14 protein-coding genes are annotated in these 25,957 nt (G+C 74.1%); 9 read left to right on the top strand and 5 right to left on the bottom strand.

The genetic code is table 11. The features are described 5' to 3' along the window. From BI06_RS06220 to BI06_RS06190, 7 genes are all read left to right on the top strand, one after another. On the top strand, nucleotides 1-2,977 hold a 2,977-nt coding region (locus BI06_RS06220; protein ID WP_043466331.1), incomplete at its 5' end, for a CARDB domain-containing protein. Between the two features lie 272 nt (nucleotides 2,978-3,249). Next, nucleotides 3,250-4,653, top strand: a complete 1,404-nt coding sequence (locus tag BI06_RS06215; protein WP_043465589.1) for an extracellular solute-binding protein — start codon at nucleotides 3,250-3,252, stop codon at nucleotides 4,651-4,653. A gap of 51 nt (nucleotides 4,654-4,704) precedes the next feature. Then, the gene (locus tag BI06_RS06210) at nucleotides 4,705-5,613 is read left to right on the top strand and encodes a carbohydrate ABC transporter permease (protein WP_043465587.1); all 909 of its coding nucleotides are present in this window, start codon (nucleotides 4,705-4,707) and stop codon (nucleotides 5,611-5,613) included. Nucleotides 5,614-5,621: 8 nt separating this feature from the next. After that, complete coding sequence (locus tag BI06_RS06205; protein WP_030395505.1) at nucleotides 5,622-6,491, top strand: carbohydrate ABC transporter permease; 870 nt, start codon at nucleotides 5,622-5,624, stop codon at nucleotides 6,489-6,491. Between the two features lie 26 nt (nucleotides 6,492-6,517). Continuing rightward, the gene (locus BI06_RS06200; protein WP_043465585.1) at nucleotides 6,518-8,137 is read left to right on the top strand and encodes an alpha-amylase family glycosyl hydrolase; all 1,620 of its coding nucleotides are present in this window, start codon (nucleotides 6,518-6,520) and stop codon (nucleotides 8,135-8,137) included. A 143-nt stretch (nucleotides 8,138-8,280) separates the two neighbouring features. After that, nucleotides 8,281-14,091 (top strand): DUF11 domain-containing protein, encoded by a 5,811-nt coding sequence (locus BI06_RS06195; RefSeq protein WP_043465583.1) that lies wholly within the window; start codon nucleotides 8,281-8,283, stop codon nucleotides 14,089-14,091. A gap of 165 nt (nucleotides 14,092-14,256) precedes the next feature. Continuing rightward, a complete protein-coding gene (locus BI06_RS06190; protein ID WP_051740307.1) occupies nucleotides 14,257-15,612 on the top strand; it encodes a serine hydrolase in 1,356 nt (451 codons plus the stop codon). Here BI06_RS06190 and BI06_RS06185 read toward each other — a convergent pair. The 5 genes from BI06_RS06185 to BI06_RS06165 all read right to left on the bottom strand — a co-directional run bounded on the left by BI06_RS06185 (nucleotide 15,599) and on the right by BI06_RS06165 (nucleotide 22,589). Then, complete coding sequence (locus BI06_RS06185) at nucleotides 15,599-17,596, bottom strand: LamG-like jellyroll fold domain-containing protein (protein WP_043465581.1); 1,998 nt, start codon at nucleotides 17,594-17,596, stop codon at nucleotides 15,599-15,601. The genes BI06_RS06190 and BI06_RS06185 overlap by 14 nt on opposite strands. A gap of 168 nt (nucleotides 17,597-17,764) precedes the next feature. Then, the gene (locus BI06_RS06180; RefSeq protein ID WP_043465578.1) at nucleotides 17,765-18,604 is read right to left on the bottom strand and encodes an SDR family oxidoreductase; all 840 of its coding nucleotides are present in this window, start codon (nucleotides 18,602-18,604) and stop codon (nucleotides 17,765-17,767) included. A gap of 165 nt (nucleotides 18,605-18,769) precedes the next feature. Then, nucleotides 18,770-19,510, bottom strand: a complete 741-nt coding sequence (locus tag BI06_RS52275) for a hypothetical protein (RefSeq protein WP_051740306.1) — start codon at nucleotides 19,508-19,510, stop codon at nucleotides 18,770-18,772. Between the two features lie 25 nt (nucleotides 19,511-19,535). Beyond that, a complete protein-coding gene (locus BI06_RS06170; RefSeq protein ID WP_051740305.1) occupies nucleotides 19,536-21,575 on the bottom strand; it encodes a serine/threonine-protein kinase in 2,040 nt (679 codons plus the stop codon). Between the two features lie 339 nt (nucleotides 21,576-21,914). Further along, nucleotides 21,915-22,589, bottom strand: a complete 675-nt coding sequence (locus BI06_RS06165; protein ID WP_030395497.1) for a TetR/AcrR family transcriptional regulator — start codon at nucleotides 22,587-22,589, stop codon at nucleotides 21,915-21,917. 104 nt (nucleotides 22,590-22,693) lie between these two features. Between BI06_RS06165 and BI06_RS06160 the strand changes: the two genes are divergently transcribed. Then, a complete protein-coding gene (locus BI06_RS06160) occupies nucleotides 22,694-24,196 on the top strand; it encodes a cytosine permease (protein WP_082558295.1) in 1,503 nt (500 codons plus the stop codon). Between the two features lie 85 nt (nucleotides 24,197-24,281). After that, nucleotides 24,282-25,957, top strand: a 1,676-nt coding sequence (locus BI06_RS06155; RefSeq protein WP_107113273.1) for an amidohydrolase, incomplete at its 3' end; no start/stop codon positions are given.

Here is a 25,957-nt window from a genome sequence, read left to right as displayed (position 1 = left end):
CGGGGTGACCGGCTACGACCTCTACGCGAACGGGCAGTTGCTCACCAGCGTCGGCGGTTCGGTGCTGACGTACACCGACAGCCGCCCGGACAGCGCCACCGTCTCCTACTACGTCCGGGCCAAGGACGCGGCCGGCAACCGCTCCGCGAGCAGCAACACCGTGACCCGCGCCGGCAGCACCGGCGGCACCAACCTGGCGGCGGGCCGCTCCATCACCGCCTCCTCCACCGTCCACACCTTCGTCGCCACCAACGCCAACGACAACGACGTCACCACCTACTGGGAGGGCGCGGGCGGCAGTTACCCGAGCGTGCTCACGGTGGCGCTGGGCGCGAACGCCGACACCGAGTCGGTGGTGCTGAAGCTCGACCCGGCCGCGGCCTGGTCGACCCGGACCCAGACCGTCGAGGTGCTGGGCCGGGAGCAGAGCGCGACGGCGTTCACCTCCCTGGTGGCGCCGAAGTCCTACACCTTCGACCAGCCGAGCGGGAACACCGTCACCGTCCCGGTGAGCGCCCGGGTGGCCGACGTCCAGCTGCGGATCACCGCCAACTCCGGTGCCCCGGCCGGGCAGATCGCCGAGTTCCAGGTGATCGGGCGGCCCGCCCCCAACCCGGACCTGGTGGTCACCGGCGTCACCGCGGCCCCGGCCGAACCGGTGGAGAGCGACCCGGTCGCGCTGTCCGCGACGGTGCGCAACGCCGGCCCGGCCCCCGCCGGACCGAGCGCCGTCACCTTCTACCTGGGCACCACCAAGGTCGGCACCGCGCAGGTCGGTCCGCTGGCCGCCGGCGCCTCGGCCACGGTCTCGGCGCAGGCCGGTCCCCAGGCCGCGGGGAGCTACCCGCTCACCGCGAAGGCCGACGAGGCGAACGCCGTGATCGAGCAGGACGAGTCCAACAACAGCTGGACGAGCCCCGCCCCGCTCACCGTCCGCCCCGTCCCGGGCTCCGACCTGGTGGCCGCCCCGGTCGCCTGGTCGCCCGCCAACCCGGCCGCCGGGAACCCGGTGGACTTCACCGTGGCGCTCCGCAACCAGGGCAGCACCGCCTCGGCGGGCGGAGCCCACGGCCTCACCCTGACCGTCACCGACGCCGCCACCGGCGCCGTGGTGAAGACCCTGACCGGCTCCTACACCGGGGTGATCGCCCCGGGCACCACCACCGCCCCGGTACGGCTGGGCAGTTGGACGGCGGGCAACGGCCGCTACGCCGTGCGGACGGTGATCGCGCCGGACGCCAACGAGCCGGCCGTCAAGCAGGGCAACAACACCAGCGTCCAGCAGCTCTACGTCGGCCGGGGCGCCAACCTGCCGTTCGACACCTACGAGGCCGAGGACGGCGTACTGGCCGGCGGCGCGGCCGTGGTCGGGCCCAACCGCACCATCGGCGACCTCGCCGGCGAGGCCTCCGGGCGCCGCGCCGTGACGCTGGACCGCACCGGCGCCTCGGTGGAGTTCACCACCAAGGCGCCCACCAACACCCTGGTCACCCGCTTCTCGATCCCCGACTCGCCCGCCGGCGGCGGCACGGACGCGACCCTGGACGTGTACGTGGACGGCACCTTCCTCAAGGCCGTCGACCTCACCTCCCGGTACGCGTGGCTGTACGGCAGCGAGGCCTCGCCCGGCAACTCGCCCGCGGCGGGCAGCCCCCGGCACATCTACGACGAGGCGAACCTGCTGCTCGGTACCACCGTCCCGGCCGGGGCGAGGATCCGGCTGCAGAAGGACGCCGCGAACACCAGCAGCTACGCGATCGACTTCGTCAGCCTGGAGCAGGCGGTGCAGCAGCCGAACCCGGACCCGGCGAAGTACGCGGTGCCGGCCGGCTTCGGCCACCAGGACGTCCAGGACGCGCTGGACCGGGTGCGGATGGACACCACCGGGACCCTGGTCGGCGTCTACCTGCCCGCCGGGGACTACCGCACGGCGAGCAAGTTCCAGGTGTACGGCAAGCCGGTGAAGGTGATCGGCGCCGGGCCCTGGTTCACCCGCTTCCGGGCCCCGGCCGACCAGGCCAACACGGACGTCGGCTTCCGCGCCGAGGCGAGCGCCAACGGCTCGACCTTCGCCGGCTTCGCCTACTTCGGCAACTACACCTCGCGGATCGACGGACCGGGCAAGGTCTTCGACTTCTCCAACGTCTCCGGGATCACCATCGACAACATCTGGACCGAGCACATGGTCTGCATGTACTGGGGCGCCAACACGGACTCGATGCGGATCACCAACTCCAGGATCCGCGACACCTTCGCCGACGGCGTCAACATGACCAACGGCTCGACCGACAACCTGGTCTCCAACAACGAGGCCAGGGCCACCGGTGACGACTCCTTCGCGCTGTTCTCGGCGATCGACGCCGGCGGCGCGGACGAGAAGAACAACGTCTACGAGAACCTCACCAGCATCCTCACCTGGCGCGCGGCCGGCATCGCCGTGTACGGCGGCTACGCCAACACCTTCCGCAACATCCACATCGCCGACACCCTCTGCTACGCCGGGGTGACCATCTCCTCGCTGGACTTCGGGTACCCGATGAACGGCTTCGGCACCGATCCGACCAACCTCCAGAACATCTCCATCGTCCGGGCCGGCGGCCACTTCTGGGGCGGGCAGACCTTCCCCGGGATCTGGGTCTTCTCGGCCTCCAAGAAGCTGCAGGGGATCCGGGTGAGCGATGTGGACATCGTCGACCCCACCTACAGCGGCATCATGTTCCAGACCAACTACAGCGGCGGGCAGCCGCAGAACCCGGTCACCGACACGGTGTTCACCAACATCGCGATCAGCGGGGCCCGGCGCAGCGGTGACGCCTTCGACGCCAAGTCGGGCTTCGGGGTCTGGGCCAACGAACTGCCCGAGCCCGGACAGGGCCCGGCGGTGGGCGAGGTGACGTTCAACCACCTCACGCTGAGCGGCAACGCGGTCGACATCCGCAACACGACCTCCACCTTCCGGATCAACGTCAACCCGTAGGGCCCCCGCCTCACGGCCCGAGCAGGGCGGGTGCCCCGGCGCGCCCGCCCTGCTCGGGCTGCCCGCAGCCGGTCGAGGGCGAGCCGCGCCCTTCGCAAGCGGTCTGTCAAAAGTTTGCGAGTTCGCGTCGCGATATTGCGGACCCCGCTTGCGGACTGCTTAAGTGAAGCCACCGCCCGGCGATGCCCCTTCCGCCGCGGCACCCCCCCACCCGGAACTGCCGGGCCCGGCGCTTCCCGCCCCGCCCCGCCGCTCGAAAGGGTCCACCACCCATGACCAGACACCCGCGCGTCCGCAGATCCCTCGCCGTGCTCGCCGCCGCCGGCCTCGCCCTCACTGCCGCGGCCTGCGGCAGCGGCTCCGACGGCTCCGACGGCGCCGCCGCCCCCGGCACCCCCGCCGCCGAGGCCGCCGCGCCCCTGGACCCGGCCGCCAAGGTGACCATCTCGATCGACTGCCAGCCGCCGGCCAACAAGCCCGCCGAGCGCAAGCAGTGGGCCGAGGACATCGTGGCCTTCCGGCAGCTCCACCCCAACGTCACCATCGACTCGAAGGACGGCTTCCCCTGCGAGGAGCCCGCCGCCTTCACCGCCCAGCTCAAGGGCCGGACCCAGACCGACATCTTCTACAGCTACCTCACCGACCTCGACCAGGCCCTGGACGCCGACGCCGTCCAGGACATCTCCGCCTACGTGAACGAGACGTCCGTCCCCGCGCTCAAGGACATCGACCCCTCCGTGCTCGCCACCCTCAAGGCGGACGGCAAGCTCTACGGCCTGCCCTTCTCCAACTACCGGATGGGTCTGATCTACAACCGCAAGCTCTTCCAGCAGGCCGGACTCGACCCCGACAAGCCGCCGACGACCTGGGACGGCATCCGCGAGGCCGCCCGGCGGATCGCCGCCCTCGGCGACGGCGTCAACGGCTACGGCGACTACAGCGCCACCAACCAGGGCGGCTGGCACTACACCGCCGAGCTGTACGGCCTCGGCGGCACCATGACCACCCCGGACGGCAAGAAGGCCGGCTTCCGCACCCCCGAGGGCCGCCAGGTCCTGCAGAACCTGCACGACCTGCGCTGGGCCGACAACGCCATGGGCGCCACCCAGGGCCTCAAGTGGCCGGACCTGATGACCCAGATGTCCACCGACAAGCTCGGCATGTACGTCGGCGCGCCGGACGACATCACGTACATGGTGCAGACCCTCAAGGGGAACTACGCCGACTACGGCATGGGCCCGATGCCCGGCGGGAAGGCCGCGCTGCTCGGCGGCAACGACTACCTGTTCAAGAAGGGGCTGACCCCCGACCAGATCAAGGCCGGCATCGCCTGGATCGACTTCAAGTTCCTGACCGTCGGCAAGGGCCAGTTCGACTACGCCCGCACCAGGAACGACGGCCTGCCGGTCGGCCTCCCCCAGCCCTCCTTCTTCACCGGCGCCAGCCTGGCCGCCGACAACGCGGCCAAGTCCGCCGCGGCGACCGTCCCGGTGGCCAACTACGCGCCTTACCTGGCCGCCCAGGTGCCCGGAAGGACCGAGCCCGCCAACGCCCAGCAGATCTACAAGATCCTCGACACCGCCGTCTCCGCCGTCCTCACCGACCGGGACGCCGACCTCGACAAGCTGCTGGCGACCGCCGAGAGCCAGGTCAACCAGGTGCTGGCCAACCTCTGACCTCCGTCCGCCCGGCAAGCGCCCCGAAGCCCGCCGTCAGGAGCCCACCCCTTGGCAGCCACCGCCCCCCGCCCCCGCCCCGGCCGCCTGCGGCAGCGCGTCCGGCACCACCTCACCGCCCACGGGTTCCTGCTCGGCGCCGTGCTCTGCTTCGCGTACTTCTCCTGGTACCCGATGGTCCGCGAAGTGGTGATGAGCTTCCAGCGGACCAGGCGCGGCCGCACCACCTGGGTCGGCCTGGACAACCTCGACCGCGTCGTCCACGACCCCGCGTTCTGGCAGGCCTGGCGCAACACCCTGCTGTTCACCGTGCTCGCCCTGCTGCTCGGCTTCGCGCTGCCGTTCCTGGTCGCCCTGCTGCTCAACGAACTGCGCGGCGCCCGGACCTACCTGCGGGTCCTGGTCTACCTGCCGGTGATGATGCCGCCGGTCGCCTCCGTGCTGCTCTTCAAGTACTTCTACGACCCCGGGCACGGCCTGTTCAACCGGATCCTCGAACTCCTCCACCTGCCGACCTCGGCCTGGCTGAACTCCGCCGACACCGCCATGGTCTCGGTGGTGCTCGCCGCCACCTGGATGAACATGGGCAGCGCCACCCTGATCTACCTGGCCGCCCTGCAGAACATCCCCGGCGAGCTCTACGAGGCCGCCGAACTCGACGGCGCCGGCCTGCTCCGCCGGATCCGGCACGTCACCATCCCGCAGACCCGGCTGATCCTCTCCCTGCTCCTGCTGCTCCAGATCGTCGCCACCATGCAGGTCTTCGTCGAGCCCTACCTGCTCACCGGCGGCAACGGTCCCGAGGGCTCCACCACCACCGTCGTCCACCTCATCTACCAGTACGCCTTCAACTTCAACAACTACGGCAGCGCCTCGGCCCTCGGCCTGGTCATGCTGATCGTCCTCGCCGGCTTCTCCGCCCTCTACGCCCGGCTCGCCCGCCACACCGACCAGGACTGAGGCCGCCCATGCGCACCCTGATCTCCGACGTCCAGCTCAACCGGCCGCGCGGCCGGCTCGTCCACCGGATCGTCCTGGTCGTCGTCGTGACCGGCTTCACCCTGGTCTTCCTCGGCCCGCTCTACTGGCTGGTCACCGGCGGCCTCAAATCCGCCCGCGAGGTGGTCCAGAGCCCGCCCACCCTCGTCCCGCACGAACTCCACCCCGGCACCTACGCGGAGGCCTGGCGCCAACTGCGGCTCGGGCGCCTGCTGTCCAACACCCTGGTCTACGCCTTCGGGGCGCTCGCCCTCCAACTGGTCTTCGACGTCGCCGCCGCGTACGCGCTCTCCAAGCTCCGCCCGGTCCTGGGCAAGCTGCTCCTCGGCATGATGCTGGCCACCCTGATGGTCCCGGCCGCGGTGCTGGTCGTGCCGCAGTACCTGACCGTGCTCGACCTGCCGCTGCTCCACCTCGACCTGGTCGGCACCCCGTGGGCGATCTGGCTGCCGACGGTCGCCAACGCCTTCTCCGTCTTCCTGCTGAAGCGGTTCTTCGACTCGATACCGGACGAACTGCTCGCGGCCGCCGCGATCGACGGCGCCGGCCCGCTGCGGACCCTGTGGTCGGTCGTCCTGCCGATGTCCCGGCCGATCCTCGGCGTGGTCTCGATCTTCGCCGTGGTCAACGTCTGGAAGGACTTCCTCTGGCCGCTGCTGGTCCTGCCCGACCCGCGCGACCAGCCGCTCAACACCGGCATCAACTCCCTCTCCCTGGGGGTACCGCAGAACGTCCTGATCGCCGCCCTGGCGATCGCCTCGGCCCCCACGATCGTGTTCTTCCTGATCTTCCAGCGCAACATCATGGCCGGCCTCACCACCGGCAGCCTCAAGGGCTGACACACCCCGACCCGAAGGAGGGCCCCGTGGCCCAGCAGCCCGAGTCCCCGCCCTGGTGGCGCGACGCCGCCGTCTACCAGGTCTACCCGCGCAGCTTCGCCGACGGCGACGGCGACGGCGTCGGGGACCTCGCCGGGATCCGAGCCCGGCTGCCCCACCTCGTCGAACTCGGCGTGGACGCCGTCTGGTTCAACCCCTGGTACCCGTCCCCGCAGAAGGACGGCGGGTACGACATCAGCGACTACCGCGCCGTCGACCCCGCCCTCGGCACCCTCGACGAGGCCGAGAAGCTCATCGCCGAAGCGGCCGGCCTCGGCCTGCACACCATCGTCGACATCGTCCCCAACCACGTCTCCGACCGGCACCCGTGGTTCCGCGCCGCCCTCGCCGCCCCGCCCGGCAGCCCCGAACGCGAGCGCTTCCACTTCCGCGACGGACGCGGCGAGCACGGCGAACTCCCGCCCAACAACTGGCGTTCGGAGTTCGGCGGCCGCCCCTGGACCAGGACCGCCGACGGGCAGTGGTACCTGCACCTGTTCGCCGCCGAGCAGCCCGACCTCAACTGGGACCACCCCGAGGTGCGCGCCGAGCACGAGGCCGTCCTGCGGTTCTGGTTCGACCGCGGCGCTGCCGGGGTGAGGATCGACTCCGCCGGGCTGCTGGTCAAGGACCCGAGCCTGCCCGACCTCACCCCCGACGGCCCGCACCCCTACGTCGACCGCGACGACCTGCACCAGGTGTACCGCTCCTGGCGCGCCGTCGCCGACTCCTACCACCCGCCCCGGGCCCTGATCGGCGAGGTCTGGGTCCCCGACGCCGAGCGGTTCGCCCGCTACCTGCGCCCCGACGAACTGCACACCGCCTTCAACTTCGACTTCCTGGCCCGCCCCTGGGACGCGGCGCAGCTGCGCGAGTCGATCGACAGCACGCTCGCCGCCCACGCGCCGGTCGGGGCGCCCGCCACCTGGGTGCTCGCCAACCACGACGTCACCCGGACCGTCACCCGCTACGGGCGCGCCGACACCCGCTTCGACTTCGGGGCCAAGGCCTTCGGCATCCCGACCGACCCCGCCCTCGGCCGCCGCCGGGCGCGCGCCGCCGCACTGCTCACCCTCGCCCTGCCCGGCTCGGTCTACCTCTACCAGGGCGAGGAGCTGGGCCTGCCGGAGGTCGAGGACCTGCCCCTCGACCGGCTCCGCGATCCGATGCACCACCGCTCGGGCGGCACCGACCCGGGCCGCGACGGCTGCCGGGTCCCGCTGCCCTGGTCCGGCACGGCGCCGCCGTACGGCTTCAGCGGCCCGGGCGCCGGTGCCGGGGAACCCTGGCTCCCGCAGCCCGCCGACTGGGCGGCGCTCACCGTCGAGGCCCAGACCGGGGACCCGGACTCGATGCTGGAGCTCTACCGCACCGCCCTGCGGCTGCGCCGCACCGCGATCACCGGCGGGCTCCGCTGGCGTCCGGCCCCCGAAGGCGTCCTCGCCTTCGACCGCGGGCCCGGTTTCACCTGCCTGGTCAATCTCTCGGCGCGGCCGGTCGCGATCGACATCGCCGGTGAGCACCTGCTCGCCAGCGACGACCTGACGGGGCGCCTGCTGCCGCCGGACACCGCGCTCTGGCTGCTCCGGAGCGCTCCCCGGGACTGAGTCCCGCCGCGCGGCCCGGGGCCGGACCCGCGGGGCGCAGCCGGATGAGTGATCATCCGATCACCCGTCGGAGTGGGTGTTTGATGATCAGCTCATGCTGTGACTTTCTGTGACTGCCGCCGCCAGCCCACAGGAGTCGTGTCGTGAGGCATCTCGCCGCTTTCGGTCCGTCCGTCGAGCGCAGGCTCGCGCAACTGCTCGCCCTGCTGCTCGTGCTGCCCTCGCTCGTGCTCTCCGGGGCGGGACCCGCCCTCGCCCAGAGCTGGACGGTGGAGGGGCAGAACGTCCCCTCCGCCTTCGACTGCGACCACCTGTACTACAGCAACTTCCGCTCGGGCATGGAGTTCACGAACGACGCCTCCGGTGCCGCGACCGTCCGCAACACCGTGATCAGCAAGCGGGTCGGCAGCGGCCTGCCGGACTACTGGTCCACGAACATGGCGATGGGCACCGACCCGGACACCGGCCGGGTCGCCGCCTTCTACTCCAGCTACACCACCTCGAACCTCAAGCTCTACAAGCACGTCAGCGGCACCGACACGGTCACCGACCAGATCGCCGGCGGCGCCACCCGCAACCTGCCGGGCGGCGTCAACTGGGGCGGCCTGGGTGCCGACCCGCGCACCGGCATGCTCTACGGCGGGCAGAACGGCGGCGCCCCGGTGCTGTTCGGGATGGACCTGGCGACCGGCGCGACCCGCACCTGGTCGCGCGGCAGCACCCTGACCTCCGTCCCGGCGAACGACCCGGTGTTCGCCGGCGGCACCCTGGTGCCGGACATCTTCGTCGACGTCGACGGCGGCGTGTACTACGGCATCGTGTACTCCGGCTCCACCTACATCTACCGCCTCGACCCCGCCACCGGCACCACCGCCCAGGCCGTGCGGATCACCGGCGCCGGCGCCGGGAACGGCTTCAACAACTACGGCATGGCCTTCTTCGACGGCGCCGTCTACCTCGGCTACTACGGCGGCGCGCTCTACCGGGCCGACCCCCGTACCGGCGTCTCGGTCCAGGTGGCCGGCGGCAACGCCCAGGACAACCAGACCGGGCGGATCAGCTCCGAGTCCGGCGGCTCCTGGCCGATCACCGACCTGGCCAGCTGCGCCGTCGCCCCCAACCTGACCTCCCGGCTGGTGGTCGCCAAGACCGCCGACACCGCGACCGCCAAGCCCGGCGGCACCGTCCGCTACACCGTCACCGCCCGGAACGACGGCGCCGTGCCCGTCACCGGCGCGGTGGTCACCGACGACCTCGGCGGCGTGGTGGACGACGCGGCCTACAACAACGACGCCACCGCCACCGTCGGCGGCACCCCGACCGCGAACCGCCCGGCCTACGACCCGGCGGACCGGACCCTGCGCTGGAGCGGGGACATCCCGGCCGGGGCCACGGTGACGATCACCTACACCGTCCGGGTCGCCGACCCGCCCGGCGGGGACGGCGTCCTGCGGAACGCGGTCACGGTCCCCGACAGCAACTGCGGCGCCCTCTCCACCGACCCCGCCTGCACCACCGAGGTCCCGGTCGCCCGGCTGGCGATCCGCAAGTCCGTGTCCCCCGAGGCCCCGCAGCCGGGCGCCACCGTCACCTACACCGTCACCCTCACCAACGACGGCGCGGCCGACTGGACCGGCGCCACCCTGACCGACGACCTCACCGACGTGGTCGACGACGCCGTCTACAACAACGACGCCACCGCCCGCACCGCCGACGGCGCCACGGCCGGCACCGTCACCTGGACCCCCGGCGACCGCACCCTGCGGTGGACCGGGACGGTCGCCCGGGGCGGCGTCGTCACCGTCACCTACACGGTGCGGATCGGCTCCCCGCCCCCCGGGAACAAGCGCCTCACCAACCGGGCCGTCGGCCCCGACGGCTCCAACTGCGCCGCGGGCAGCACCGATCCGGACTGCACCACGGACGAGACCGTCAGCGGCCTCGTCCTCGCCAAGAGCGTCTCCACCACCTCGGCCCGACCCGGCGACACCGTCACCTACACCATCACGGCCGAGAACACCGGCGGCGTGGCCCGCACCGGAGTCACCGTCACCGACGACCTCTCCGGCCTCGTCGACGACGCCGACTACCGCGGCGACGCGGCGGCCGGCAGCGGCGGCGCCCCCACGCCCACCCAGCCCGCCTACGACGCCGGAACGGCCCGGCTGACCTGGACCGGGGACATCGCGGTCGGCCAGAAGGTCGTGATCACCTACTCGGTGACCGTGCGGACCCCGCCCACCGGCGACAAGGTGCTGCGCAACGCCGTCACCGGCCCGGTCGACTCCAGCTGCCCGCCCGGCACCACCGACCCCTCCTGCGGCACCGAGACCCCGCTCGCCACCCTCGTGATCGCCAAGACCGCCTCCAGCGGCACCGTCTCCGCCGGCGAGCGGCTGACCTGGACCGTGACCGTCACCAACACCGGCCGCGCCGCCTACCCCGGCGCCTCCTTCACCGACGACCTCACGGGCGTCCTGGACGACGCCACCTGGGACGCCGAGGTGACCGCCACCTCCGGCACCACCGCCTTCGACCCGGGCACCCGCCGCTTCGACTGGCGGGGCGACGTCCCGGCGGGAGCCACCGTCACGGTCACCTACCGGGTCACCGTCGGCAGCCCGCCCGCGGGGGACAAGCGGCTGCGCAACGCCGTCACCGGCCCCGACGGCACCAACTGCCCGGCGGGCGGCACCGATCCGGCCTGCACCACGGAGACCGACGTCCGCTCGCTCAAGGTCGCCAAGAGCGGCACGCCGGACAACCCGAGGACCGGCGACACCGTCACCTACACCCTCACCGTCACCAACGACGGCACCGCGCCCTACCCCGGAGCCCGGCTCACCGACGACCTCACCGACGTGCTCGACGACGCCACCTGGAACGACACCGCGAGCGCCACCACCGGCAGCACCGCCTTCGACCCCGCCGCCCGCGTCCTCACCTGGACCGGCGACCTGGCCGTCGGCGCCACCGCGACCATCACCTACACCGTCACCGTCACCAACACCGGGGACACCTACCTGCGCAACACCGCCACCGCCACCGACTCCAACTGCCCGCCCGGCTCCACCGATCCGAGCTGCCGCTCGGTCATCCCCCGACCCACCCTGAACGTCCGCAAGACCTCTGCCCCCGCCTCCGCCCGGCCCGGCGACATCGTCACCTACACCCTCACCGTCACCAACCTCAGCGCCGACGCCGACTACCGCGCCGCCACCGTCACCGACGACCTGGCCGGAGTACTGGACGACGCCGTCTGGGACGGTGCCGTGACGGCCTCCACCGGGACCGCCGCCTTCGACCCGGCCGCCCGACGGCTCACCTGGACCGGGGACGTGCCCCGCTCGGCCACCGTGACCGTCACCTACACCGTGACCGTCGCCAAGCCCCCGACCGGCGACAAGCTCCTGCGCAACGCCGTCACCGGCCCGGCCGACTCCAGCTGCCCGCCCGGCACCGCCGACCCCTCCTGCGGCACCGAGACCCCGCTCGCCACCCTCGCCATCGCCAAGACCTCCGTCCCCGCCGAGGCCCGGCCCGGCGAGCGGATCACCTGGACCGTCACGGTCACCAACACCGGCCGCGCCACGTACCCCGGGGCCTCCTTCACCGACGACCTGAGCGGCGTCCTCGACGACGCCGTCTGGGACGACGCGGTGACGGCCTCCACCGGGACCGCCGCCTTCGACCCCGCCACCCGGCGCCTCACCTGGACCGGCGATCTGCCCCGGGAAGCCTCCGCCACCGTCACCTACAGCGTGACCGTCGCCTCCCCGCTCACCGGGGACCACCGGCTGCGCAACGCCGTCACCGGCCCCGACGGCTCCAACTGCCAGGCGGGCAGCACCGATCCGGCCTGCACCACGGAGACCCTGGTCGCCCGCCTCGTCCTCACCAAGACCGCCGACCCCGCCACCGCCCGCCCCGGCGCCAAGGTGACCTGGACCGTCACCGCCGCCAACCCCGGCACCGCCCCCTACCCGGGTGCCTCCTTCACCGACGACCTGACCGGCGTCCTCGACGACGCCACCTGGAACGACGACGCCACGGCCACCCTCGGCACCGTCGAACGCCGCGCGGACCGGCTGCACTGGAGCGGCGACCTCCCCGCCGGCGCCCACGCCACCATCACCTACAGCGTGACCGTCGGCAGCCCGCCCGCCGGGGACAAGGTGCTGCGCAACGCCGTCACCGGCCCCGCCGACTCCACCTGCGAAGGCCGCTGCGGGACCGAGACCCCCGTCGCCGAACTCACCCTCCGCAAGAGCGCCGACCCGGCCGACCCGGTGCCCGGGGGCCGCGTCACCTACACCCTGCGCCTCACCAACCCCGGCGCCGCCACCTACACCGGGGCCACCGTCCGCGACGACCTGAGCGGCGTCCTCGACGACGCCACCTGGAACGACGACGCCCGGGCGACGGCCGGCACCCTGGACTACGCCCGGCCGGTCCTCGGCTGGACCGGCGACGTCGCCCCCGGCACCCCCGTCGTCATCACCTACAGCGTGACCGTCGGCAGCCCGCCCGCCGGGGACAAGGTGCTGCGCAACGCCGCCACCGGTCCCGCCGACTCCACCTGCGACGGCGACTGCGGCACCGTCACCCCGCTGCCCTCGCTGCGCATCGACAAGAGCGGCACCCCCAAGGACGTCAAGGCCGGCGACACCGTCACCTGGACCGTCACCGTCACCAACACCGGCGAGGCCCCGTACCCCGGCGCCTCCTTCACCGACGACCTCACCGACGTGCTGGACGACGCCACCTGGAACGACGACGTCCGCGCCGACACCGGGACCGTCCGCTACGCCGCGCCCCTGCTCAGCTGGACCGGCACCCTCGCCAAGGGGGAGCGGGCCACCGTCGTCTACCGCCTCACCGCCACCCTCGCCGGGGACCAGCGGCTCACCAACACCGTCACCGCCCCCGGCTCCAACTGCGAGGCCGGGTCCACCGATCCGTCCTGCCGGGAGATCCTCCCCGCGCCGCTGCTGAAGGTCCGCAAGTCCGCCACCCCGGCCGTCGCCACCCCCGGCGGCACCGTCCACTACACCGTCACCGTCACCAACACCGGCGGCTCCACCTACCGGAACGCCTCCGTCACCGACGACCTCGGCGGCGTGCTCGGCAACGCGAACTGGAACAGTGACGCCCGGGCGGACACCGGGACCGTCCGCTACGCCGCCCCCCTGCTCAGCTGGACCGGCACCCTCGACGCCGGGGCCACCGCCACCGTCACCTACTCCGTCACCGTCACCCGCGAGCCCACCGGGGAAAAGACCCTCCGCAACACCGTCACCAGCCCCGACCGTACCAACTGCCCCCTGCCGATGGGGAACCGGCGCCGCGCGGCAGTCGACCCCGATTGCGCCACCACCACCCCCGTCCGCTCCATCGCCCTCCTCAAGACCGCCACCCCCGCCACCGCCGCGCCCGGCGAAGCGGTCCGCTACCGCATCACCGTCACCAACACCGGCGCCGCCGCGTACGAGAACGCCTCCTTCACCGACGACCTGAGCGGGGTGCTGGACGCCGCCGCGTGGAACAGCGACGCCCGGGCCGACGGCGGCGCGCTCGACTGGACCGCGCCCAGGCTGACCTGGCGCGGGCCCCTGGCCGTCGGGCGGACCGTCACTGTCACCTACTCCGTCACCGTCCGGGCGGACCTCACGGGGGCGCGCACGCTGCGCAACGCCGTCAGCTCCGGGACGCCGGGGGCGAACTGCGAGGAGCCGTCCGGGCCGGGCTGCGGGACCGAGACGCCGGTCCGGCCGCCGGTGGTGCCCCCGGTCGTGCCTCCGGTGGTTCCGCCCGTCGTGCCTCCCGTCGTGCCGCCGGTGGTGGTGCCGGTGCTCCCGCCGACGGGGAGCCGGGCGATCGACCTGCTGCCGGCCGTCGCCGCGCTGCTCACCCTCGGGGTCGCCCTGACCGTGCTGCGCCGCCGGGCGGCCTGACGGGACTTCGGGGGCCGGGGGCGCGACAGCCCCGGCCCCCGCCGATCGGCCGGCGCAGCCGTCCTCGGGGCGGACCGCCGATGTCCCCCTGAGGAGGAGGCGCGGTCGTGCGGTGGCTGCGATCCTGGTGCCGGCGGCCCGAGGGCCGGGCCGGGAGGGGGCACCATGACCAGTGTTCGGGTTCGGACGGACCGTCGGCGCGGGCGGCTCGGGGCACGGCTCGCCGCCGTCGCCCTGGCGGGTGCCACCGTCCTCGCGCTCGCTCCGACGGCGGCCGTGGCGGCCGGTGGCGACGGCGGTTCGGCGGAGCGTCGGCCGCGGGTCGACGGGCAGCAGGAGCTGCGGGACCTCGTGGAGCGGGGCGGAACGACCGCCGCGCTCGCCGAGATCCGCGGTGTCGGCCGCTCCCCGTGGCGGGGCGCCGCCGGGGTGGCCGACCTGGCCACCGGGCGTCCGGCCGAGGCGGACGGCCGGTTCCGGATCGGCAGCGTGACCAAGGCCTTCGTGTCGACGGTGCTGCTCCAACTGGTCGGGGAGGGGCGGCTGCGGCTGGACGACCCGGTCGAGCGCCACCTGCCGGGGGTGGTCCCCAACGGTGCCGCGATCACCGTCCGGCAGCTGCTGAACCACACCAGCGGCCTGTTCAACTACACCGAGGACACGCGCTTCCTGATCACGAGCGAGGCCGATCTGGAGGACTACGCGCACGGGACGTGGCGCTACCGGGACTACCGGCCGGAGCAGCTCGCCGCCGTCTCCGCGGAGCACCCGCCGTACTTCGCGCCCGGGCAGGGCTGGCACTACTCCAACACCAACTACGTGCTCGCCGGGATGATCGTCCGCAAGGTCACCGGCCGGGCCTGGCAGCAGGAGGTGGAGCGCCGGATCGTCCGGCCGCTGCGCCTGGAGGACACCGTCTTCCCCGGCTCCGGGACCGGCTTCGGCGGTCCGCACGCCCACGCGTACCTCGACCTGCCGGCCGGACCGGCCGACATCACCCGGCTGAACCCCTCCGTGGTGGACGCGGCCGGCAACGGCATCTCCACCACCACCGACCTCGACCGTTTCCACGCCGCGCTGTTCGGCGGGAAGCTGCTGCGGCCCGCCGAGATGTCCGCGCTGACGGACACGGTCCCGGGCACGGTCCCGGGGATGGCGTACGGACTCGGTGTGCTCCGGCTCGACCTCGGGCCGGGCTGCGAGGCGGCCTGGGGCCACGACGGCAGCCTCGCCGGCTGGGGCACCCTGCTGCTCGGCAGCCGGGACGGCAAGCGGCAGTTCGCGCTGTCGTACAACCCCTTCGTCGGTCGGGACGGCTCGGGGGCCGAGGAACCGGTCGGCTCGCTCGTCGCCAAGACGCTGTGCGCCCCGGGAACGGGCCCGGGCGCGGGCGCGGGCACGGGATCCCCGGAGGCGGCGGCTCCGGTGCCGGTGCCGGAGTTGGAGTCGGAGCCGGTTCCGCGGACGATTCCGCGCACCGGCCCCGACCTGCCGCTCCCCGACCTCGTCACGCGGTCATGAAGTCCCCCACCCGCAGGGCCCGGCGCACGATCCGGACATCGCCGATGTACCCGTGGAACACCTTGTCCAGCACCCCCGCGTACGCGTAGCCGCCCACCATCCAGGGGCGCCCGAGGGTGGCCAGCCCCACGGCCGGGGTCGCCGGGTTGCGGGCCACCTCGCAGCCGTCCACGTACATCCGGCTGAGCTTCCCGTCGTTGACGACCGCGACGTGCCACCAGCGGTCCAGCGGCAGCTGGTGGCCCCAACAGGTCGACGCCCCGGTCTGGTTGACGGGGTAGACGCACCACTGGAGCGCGGGCGCCTCGGAGAGGCTGAGCGTCACGACGGGCTCGTCGGCGTCCGTGCCGGGTCCGCTCCGGCCCGCCTCGGCCGCCGTTCCCCAGCGGCTGAGCAGGGCGGACCAGCGGCTCTGCCCGGAGTCCCAGTCGGCGGGCAGCTTGCAGAACGCCTCGACGGTGAAGCCGCGTTCGAAGGTCTCCCGGTTCAGCGGGGCGTTGGGCGCGGTCTGCAGACAGGTGCCGCGCACCGGCGAGCGGGTGCCCCTGAACAGCAGGCTGCCGTGGCCCGGCTGGTCGGGGTGGTGCTCCGAGGACCAGCTGAGTCCGCCGTCCGGGGTGCCGGGGGCGCTCTGCGGGTACAGGTCGTTGCCCTGCCCCGTCAGGTCCTTGACGACCTGCCGGGCCGTGACCGCGGTACCGTCGCCGCCGCCCTCGAAGCGCCAGTACGCGGCGGTGTCCCGGACCAGCAGCTCGGAGGCCCGGCGGGCGGGGCGCGCCGGGACGGGCGCGAAGCCCGCGAAGCGGCGGTCGAAGTCGATCGAGAGCGAGAAGCGGTCCACGTCCGAGGTCAGCTCGACCTGCTGCGCGGCCAGGGTGTTGCGCTCCTCGGCCGCGATCTCCTGGATCCACGGCGAGTAGGTCGACACGTCGACGGTGTTGCGGTCCAGGTCGAAGCGGTACGCCCGGATCATCGCGGCGCCGCCGTAGTAGCGGTCCTGGTAGTTGGTGATGTGGACGTGCACGTCGTGGCCGGCCTTGTTGGTCAGCACCATGCGGCCGGGCGGCCAGTAGTGGCCGTTGACGGTGAGGAAGATCTGGTCGTTGCCGCTGATCAGCCGCTCCCAGAGCTGCCGGCCGTAGTCGGACAGCTCGGCCCGGCCGCCCTCGTCGGCGTACGCCAGCTCGTGGGTGGTCAGGATCACCGGCACCTTCGGGTTGGCGGCGATCACCGCGTTGGCCCAGGCGAAGCCCGCGTCGGAGAGCCGCCAGTCCAGCGAGAGCAGCATCCACGGGCGGCCGCCGGCGGTGACGATGTGGCAGGTGTTGTAGCCGTCCGGGCTGGAGCTGTGGTGGCCGGAGGTGCGGGCGGCCCGGGCCGGGCCGAAGGTCTCCAGGTACGGGGTGCTGCCGCGCCGGTCGTCGGTGGAGGAGCGGACGTCGTGGTTGCCGGCGAGCACGCCGTAGGCCGCGCCGGCGTCGTCCAGCAGGCCGAACACCTCGCTGACGGCGGCGAATTCGGTGGCCAGCCCGTTCTCGGTGACATCGCCGAGGTGGGCCAGGAAGACGATGTTGTCGTCCGTGCCGTCCTCCCGGTTGACCCCGCCGTCGAGCACGTGGCGGAGCGCGGCCTCGACCGGCGCCGGGTGGATCCGGTCCTGGTCGAACAGGTACTGGGTGTCCGGCATGACGACGAGGGTGAACCGGCGGGCGTCCGGGTCGGGCTGCCAACGCTGCTTCCCGGCGGGCTTCCTGGCCTTTCCGGCGGTTGTGCCGGACGCATCGGAGCCGGCCGCCGGTCCGGGGCCGGCCGCGTGGGCGGGCACCGCGCCGAGCAGGCCGAGGCCCGCCGTGCCGACCCCGGCACCCAACAGGCCCGCCCCGCGCAGGAACCGGCGGCGCCCGGCCGCGGCGGGCCCGTCCCCGTCGAGTTCGGCGGTGCGCGGGCACTCGCAGGGCAGCTCGGACTCGTGGTTGTCGTGCATGTTCGCTCCCGGAGGTGGTCCGGCCCCCGACGGTAGGTACCCGATCTGGTCGGAGATCATCTACCGGGCCACGCCCCGCTGAACAGCGGCCGAACCCGCCGGGGCGCTGCTCCGGGCGTGGACGGCGGTGCTGCTCGGGGCGGCTTCCGGGAGTCGCCGGACCGGCCGTCAGTCCCGCTGCGGGCCTGGTTGCGCCAGCAGGGCGCGGGCGGTGGCGAGTTCGGTGTGGGTGGCGCGCGCGGCGGCGGTGAGGTGCTCGAAGCTGCCGGGACCGATCGGGATCCGGACGGGCAGCGGGCCGGGGGTGTCGGCGAGGCGGAGCACCTCGCGCGCGAAGTCCTCGGGGCGGCCGATGTCGGGCAGGGCCGCCATGCCGCGCAGCTGCTCGCGCATCGGCTCGGTGGTCGCGCGGTAGGCGGCGGAACGGCCGGCGGCGTCGGTGACCGAGCCGCCGTAGTGGGTGGCGTAGCCGCTCGCGGCCAGCGCCGCGACCCGGATGCCGAACGGGGCCGTCTCGGCGGCGAGGGCCTGGGTCATGCCCTCCAGTGCGTGCTTGCCCGTGACGTAGGCGGCCAGGCCGGGGAAGGCCGTCCGGCCGGCGAGCGAGGAGACGTTCAGGACCAGCCCGCCGCCCTGGGCGCGCATCACCGGCAGCACGAGCCGGGCGAGCCGCCAGGGGCCGACGACCAGGGTCTCCAGCTGGTCGCGGAGCTCGTCGTCGCCGACTTCCTCCACGGTGCCGAACACACCGTTCCCGGCATTGTTCACCAGCACGTCCACCCCGCCGAAACGTTTCACCGCCGCGGCGACGGCCCGCTCGCACTGCTCGGGGTCGCGGACGTCCAGGGGCAGGGCGAGGACCCGGCCGGGGTGCTCACGGACCAGCCCGTCCAGCGTCTCCGCCCGGCGCGCGGTCGCCACCACGCGGTCCCCGGCCCCGGCCGCCGCCGCGGCCAGTGCTCGGCCCAGCCCGGTCGAACACCCCGTCACCAGCCAACGTCTTGTCATGCTCCGTGCCCCCGTTTCCTCGCGCTCGGCTCCCGAGACCGGACACCGTCCCACCCGGGCGCCCCTTTGCCCAGCCCTCCGGCACTCCGCTCCGGGGGCGCGCGGGAGCGTGCCGGTCTCGCGACCGTGGGAGCGCACGCCCCCGCCGAGGCTGCGAAGGGGCGCTCAGCCCGGGCAGGTGTAGTCGAACGAAGCTGTCGCGCTCAGGCCGCGGGGCGAGAGGATCTCGACGGTCGCCGTCGCGTGCAGGGTGCCGTGACCGACGAAGGACCAGCCGAGGACGAGGTCGGTGCGGTACTCGCCGGAGCGCACCGGTTGCCGCAGTTCGCCGGAGACGGAGCCGTCGTCGCGCCGCCAGCGGTAGCGGACGGTGCCCGGGTGGCCGTCGGTGGTGACGGTCGCGGTGAACACGGCGCTGCCGTCGCAGGGCGGGCCGTCCGTCCGGGTGGCGGTGAGGGTGAGACCGGTCGGGGTGAGGGGAGGTTCGGCGCGGCAGCGGGCGGGCAGCACGGCGAGCAGGGCGAGTACGACGGCTGCCGGGACGAGCCACGGGAGGGTCGGTCGGCGCGTCGGTCGCGGCGGCGTGCCGTGCCACGCGGCCGCGACCGCCGGGGGAACGCCGGGGCCGAAGCGGCGTACCTCGTACCGGGGCGGGGCCGGCGGCGGGGCGGTGGGTGGCGGGGGTGCCGTGGGTGGCGGAGGCAGGAGCGGCGGCGGGGGTGCTGGTGGGGGTGCCGGTGAGGGTGCTGATGGGGTGACGGCGACCGGACTGCCCCAGGCGGTCGGGTCGAGGACGGTGGCGCAGCCGGGTTCGTCGTCGACGGGTGCGGTGGAGGCGGCCGGCGCGATGCGCAGCGTGCGGTCGGGGTCGGGGTCGGGGTGGCGGTGCGGCGGGAACGGGGTCATCGGAGCCTCCGGGAGGGGTGTCGGCTCAGCCGGGCTGGCGGCAGTCGATGGCGGGCAGCTCGCGGTAGGCGGTCGGCGTGCTCTCCGGCCTCGGGTCGCTGCCCACCCGGACGCCCCACTGGAGCGACCCGTCGTTGCCGAAGTCGTGGGAGCGGGTGAGGGTGACGGATCCGGTGCCGAGCCGCACCGTCTCGGTGGCGACGGTCACGGGCGGGTCGATCGCGCCGGAGTGGTGCTGCCAGGACACGACCAGCGTGGCGCCGGGCGGCCCCGACGCCACCACGGTGATCCGCGCCTGGAGGCCGAAGCGGCTGCTGTCCAGACAGCCCAGGGAGTCGACGGTCAGCGATTCCACCCGGACGGGCGCCGGTGGCGGGGACGTCGTGGTGGACGGCTGCGGTGCACGGGTGTTGGAGGACGAGGTGGTGCCGGTGGCCGGGGACGCGGAGGTGGCCGGTCGGTCGGTGAGCCGTGGCGCGGGGGAGGACGAGGTGGCGTCCGGGGTGGGGGCGGGGGTGGACGTGCCGGTCGACGGTGAGCCGGTGGCCGGTGGGTGCGGACGCGACGGCGAGGGAGCAGCGGAGGGGGTGCGGGACGCGGAGGGCGCGAAGGAGGGCGGTCCGAGCGGGGAGAAGGTGGGCGGCTGGGACGGTGGCTGGAACGGCGACAGGGACGGGGACGGGGACGGTGGTGCGGACCGGTCGGCCGAGGGTGGGGCGGAGGGGGATGCGGAGTGCGGGGTGCGGGTGGTGCCGGAGGAGGCCGTGGGTGTCGGCGCCGCCGTCGGGACCGGCCCGCCGTCCGCCGGGTCCAGAGTGGTGGTGATCCGCAGCATCGGGCTGCCCGTCACCGTCCGGTCCTCGGACCGGGTCGTCCCGGCGAGCGCCAGTCCGGCCAGCACGGCCAGGGTGAGGGTGCCCGCGACCGCCCCGGTGCGCCGCAGGCGGCGCGAGCGCGCGGGGCGCGACCGGCCCGCGAGCGTGACCCGCCCGCGCGGCGGACCCGAACTGCCGCTCCCTGCCGCACCACCACCACCCTCCCGGGGAAGGGAACGGTCCGGCAGCGGGCCCTCGGCGGCGACGAGTTGCATCGGGGGCGCGGCTGCCCCGCCGGGGGCGGCGGCCGCGCTCCGGGGCAGCAGCGCGGCCAACAGCCCGACCAGGACGGCGAGATCGGCGTGGCCCTGCTCCTCCCAGAGCTCCCCGTACGCGGTGGCGGCCGCCGTCTCCAGCAACTGGAGGAACTCGGCCGCACCGCGCGGCCGTTCCTCCGGCCGCTTCGCCATCCCGGCCCGGACCAGCGGCCGCACGGCCTCCGGGACCAGCCCGTCCGGCACCGGCGACTCCAGGTGCTGGACGGCGAGTTCGATCGTCGTCGTGCCGTCGAACGGCCGGGCGCCGGTCAGGCACTCGAAGAAGGTGACGGTGGCCGCGTAGACGTCGGCGGTGGGCGAGGCGGGAGCGCCCGTCCACTGCTCGGGTGCCAGGTACGCGGGCGTGCCGGAGATGTCCCGGGCGTCACCGCCGGGGACGGCGATGCCGAAGTCCACGAGCTTGGAGGTGCCGTCGACCGCGACCAGGACGTTGGCCGGCTTGTAGTCGCGGTGGACCAGGCCGACGGCGTGCGCGGCTGCCAGCCCCAGCAGCGAGCCCTTGAGGACCACCAGCGCCGCCTCCGGGGTGGTGGCGCCCTCCGCCCGCAGCAGGGCGCGCAACGAGAGGCCGTCGACGAGTTCCATCACGATGGCCGCGTTCGGCCCGGCCTCCACGTACTCGTAGAGCCGGGTCACGTACGGCGAGTCGACCCGGGCCAGGACGCTCGCCTCCCGGCGCAGGGCGGCGCCGTCCGCCGGGTCGTGCAGGTACTTGATCGCGACGGGTGTGCCGGTGGGGCGGTGGTGCGCCAGCCACACCCGGCCGCTGGCGCCCGCGCCCAACTCCCGCTCGTGGTCGTACTCCGGCAGCCACCACCCGTCGGCGGGCGCCGCGGCCGGGTCGTCGTACGGTGAGTGTCTTCGGTCCTGCGGGTCCTGCGGGTCCTGTTGTCCCTGTTCCCGGTCGCGCACGGTGGGCCCCCTCCGCGAGTCGTCTCGCAGCCGTCGACGCGGCCACGGATCGACGGGTTCCCCCCTTCGGGCACGGTCCGAACGTGCTCCGGTGGCCGGTCGTGCACGCCCCTGGGCGTTCCCGCTGGCAGGGGGCCCGACCTGGGCGGACGGCGGCCGGGGACGCACGGGCGCACTCGGGCGGCGTACGCCCGGCCGGCCCGCGCCCCGGTGCGCCTCCGCGCCTCCCCGCCTCCCCGCGCCTCCGCCTCCTGCTGACGGCGCGCTCACCGGGGTGGGGCGTCGGACGGCGGGGGCGAGGGGCCGCGGGAGCGCGGGACAGCGCCCAGGTGGTGCACGTCAGATCGCGGCGGCGCGCAACAGGCCAGGGGTGAGGGCGAGTCGGTGTTCGGCGACGGTGAGGGCGAGGTCCTGGAGGGCGGGGTGGTTCAGGTCGTCGCCGTTGCTTTCGCCGTTGCTGCCGCTGTCGATGTCGTCGTTGGCGTAGGCGCCGAGGCCGTCGACGGTGACCAGGATGTGCAGGGTCGCGCCGAGCGGGTCGTCGGTGCGGAACTCGCCGCGGCGCACGCCCTCCTCGACCAGCCCGGTCAGTGCCGTGCGGGTGAGCGACTCCTGCTCCCGGACGGTGGCGCGCAGGCCCGGTTTGAACCGGCTGAGGTGGCGGGCGTTGAGCCAGAGGCGGCTGAGGTCGAGGCAGTCGGCGCCGGTGAGGCGGACCAGGAAGCCGGCGAGCCGGGCGGTGGGGGAGCGGTCCGCCTCGTGGCTGCCGGGCGGCAGCAGGGTGTCGCGCTCCTGGGCGGCGGCGTGGGCGAAGGCCTCGCTGACCAGGTCGTCGGCGGCCGGGAAGTAGTGGCCGATGAGTCCGGGGCGCACGCCGAGCTCGTCGGCGACGCGCCGCAGGGTGATGCGCTCCAGGCCTTCGTCCAGGGCGATGCGGGCAGCGGTGTGCAGGATCTCCGCGCGGCGTTCGCCCGGGGGCTTGCGGGTGCGGGCGGCCTGAGGTCTTGACGTCATGGGGGACACGCTATTGGATGTGTGCCCAACACGTAGTTGGCCATCTGACCAATAAGGCTGGAACGGCCGGCGGACGGACCCCTGCCCGACCCGAGAGGCCTTGAATGAGACCGACCGACTCCACCTCCGCCCCGAGACCCGCCGACGACTCCCGGTCCGCCGGCCCCGAACTGGGCGCCGGTCCCGGATCGGGCTCCGACGGACCCGCCCCCACCCCCACCCCCGCCCCGCGCGTCGGCGGCCCCGAGGCCAGGGGCATCGACCTCATCCCCGACGAGGAGCGCGGCGGGCGCCCCCGCGACCTGTTCGCCGTCTGGGCCGCGCCCAACGTCAGCTACCTCAGCTTCGTCGTCGGCGCCGCGCTCGTCCTGATGGGCCTCACCCTCCCGCAGGCGCTCGGGGTCGTCCTGGCCGGCAACCTGGTCTGGATCTGCACGGGCGTGGTCGCGGCCGCCGGCCCCGCCGCGGGCACCAGCGGGTCGGTCGTCTCCCGCGCCCTCTACGGGGTGCGGGGCAACCGGGCCGTGGTGGTCGTCACCGGCTGGCTGATCGCGGCCGCCTACCTCGCCCTGAACTGGTCGGCCGCCTCGGTGGCGGGCATCGGCCTCGCCGCCCGGCTCGGTCTGCCCGCCTCCCCGGTCGTCGACGCGGCGGTGATCTGCGTCATCGCCGCCGGCACGCTGCTGATCGCCATCTTCGGGTACGGCCTCATCGTGCGCCTCTACACCGGGCTCAGTGTCGCGCTGACCGTCGTCTTCGCCGTGGTCACCGGGTACGTGCTCGCCGCCGCCGACCTCTCGTACGCTCCGGCCGAGCCGCTGCGGGGCGCCGCGCTGGTTGCCGCGCTCGGCGCCGGGTTCACGCTGGTCGCCTCGGCGCCGCTGTCCTACACCAACAGTCCCGACCTCGCCCGCTACCTGCCCCGGGACAGCAGCCCGGTCGCAGTCGCCGGCTGGACGGCGCTCGGGGCGTACCTGCCCAGCGTGGTGTTCACCGCGGTCGGCGCGCTCGCCGCCACCGGACTCGACATGACCGACCCGGAGGCCGCGCTGGAGGGTGTGCTGCCCGGCTGGTTCGTGCCGGTCTTCGTCGTCGCGGTGGTCGTCAACACCATGACCAACAACGGCATGACGGCGTACAGCGCGGGCCTGTCCGTCCAGTCGGTCGGCGTCCGGACGGCCCGGATCCCGGCGGTGCTGGTCATCGGGGTCCTGGGCACGGCCATGACGCTCTACGCGATCCTCGTCTTCGACTTCCTCACGAGCGTCAGCACCGTGCTCCAGCTCGTCGTGGTGGTCACCGGCCCGGTGATGGCGGTGGCGATGACCGACCTCGTCCTGCGCCGCAACCGCTACAGCGGGCCCGAACTGCTCGCCCAGCGACGCGGCGGCCCGTTCTGGTACCACGGCGGCGTCCACTGGGCCGGTGTCCTGGCCCTGGCCACCGGCGGGCTCACCGCCGTGCTGTGGGTGCGCACCACCTTCTGGACCGGACCGGTCGCGGCGGCCACGGGCGGCGTCGACCTCTCCGTCCCGGCGGGGATGACCGTCGCGGCCGCCGTCTATTGGGCAGCCACCCGCGCGCTGGGGACGATCCCGCGCTCCTGACCGGCCCGCACGCCCCGTCCCCCGGGCGCCCCCGCAGTCCCGCACACCCGTAGTCCCGCTCCGCCCTGACCCGAGAGAACCCACCGTGCACGCCGACACCATCCTCCTGGCCCGCACTGTCGAGCTCCTGACCGACGCCGACGCCGACGCCGACACCGAGGCTGACACCGCCACCGGCCCCCGCTCCCACGACCGCTCCCACGACCGGACCCCGCAGGGCGTCGCCGTCACCGCCGGCCGGATCACCGCCGTCGGCCCCGCCGAGCTCCTCGCCCCGCTCCGCGGCCCCGCCACCACGGTCCACGAGTTCCCGGATGCCGCGATCCTGCCCGGCCTCGTCGACGCCCACGCCCACCCCGTCTGGGGTGCGATCTCCACCGGCAGCGGCGTCGACCTGTCCGGCGCCGCCACCCTCGCCGAGGTCCTCGCCCGCCTCGCCGACGCCGCCGCCGGTCGTCCCGCCGAGGAGTGGATCACCGGCTTCGACCTCGACGTCAACGTGTTCGACGGCGAACCGCACGGGGCCTTCCTCGCCGAGCACCTCCCCGGACGCCCCGTATCCCTGCTGACCCGCGACGCCCACGCGCTCGTGGTCAGCCCCCGCGCCGTCGAACTCTCCGGCCTCACCGGCCGCGAGTCGTTCACCGACGCCTCCTCCGTCGTGGTCGACCGGGACGGCCGCCCGACCGGCTACGTGCTCGAACTCCAGGCCATGGACCTGGTCTTCGCCCACCACCCCGAAGTCCCGCTCGACACCGCCGCCGCCCACGTCCGCGCGCAGCTCGAACGCTTCGCCCGCGGCGGCCTCACCGGACTGCACGCCCTCGACTTCGGGGAGCCCTCCGAGGAGGTGTTCCGGTACCTGGAGGAGCAGGGCGAGCTGCCGTTGCGGGTGCGCTGCTCCCCGCTGGTGCCCGCCGACTCCACCCCCGACGTGTGGCAGCGGATCGCCGGGCTCCAGGGCCTGGGCGGCCGCCGCTGGCACGTCGACGGGGTGAAGTTCATGCTCGACGGCACGGCCGACAACGGCACCGCCTGGTTCGAGCACCCCGACGTCCACGGCGAGAACCGCGAGCCGCTCTGGCGCGACACCGACGCCTACCGCGCCGCCGTCCGCTTCTTCACCGAACGCGGCATCCCCACCGCCACCCACGCCATCGGCGACCGCGCCGTGCGCTTCGCCCTCGACGTCTTCGAGGAGACCGGCCGGGCCCCGCGCGCGCCGCACCGGATCGAGCACCTCGAATCCGTCCCGGACGACCTGCTGCCCCGGTTCGCCCGCCTCGACGTGGTGGCCGGTCTGCAACCGGTCCACGCGACCCGGCAGACCCGTGCGGACGGCACCGACAACTGGTCCCGACGGATCGGGCCCGAGCGGGCCGCCCGGGGCTGGCGCACCCGCGACCTGCTCGACCACGGCGCCGTCGTCGCGCTGGGATCGGACTGGCCGATCGGGCCCGGCGACCCGCGCGTCGGCCTGGCCGACTGCCAGCTGCGCCGCCCCGTCGAGGAACCGGACGCCGCACCCGTGCAGCCCGGCCAGGCGGTCACGGCGCGCGAGGCCTACCGGGCGATGACCGCCGCAGCCGCCTACGCCGCCGGGGCGGACGGCGAACTCGGCCGGATCGCCCCGGGTTTCACCGCTGACCTCACCGTCCTCGCCGCCAACCCGCTGGACCTCGACCCCGAGGCCCAGGCGGTGAACCCGGTGCTCGCCACCGTCGTCGGAGGCTCGGTCCAGCTCCACCCCCGCATCGCCCC

Origin of the sequence: Kitasatospora sp. MBT66 (genome assembly GCF_000710405.2) — a bacterium.
Lineage (GTDB): Bacteria > Actinomycetota > Actinomycetes > Streptomycetales > Streptomycetaceae > Kitasatospora > Kitasatospora purpeofusca.
Note: the sequence above shows the minus strand (reverse complement) of the source record. Positions and strands in the feature narration are given on the sequence as shown.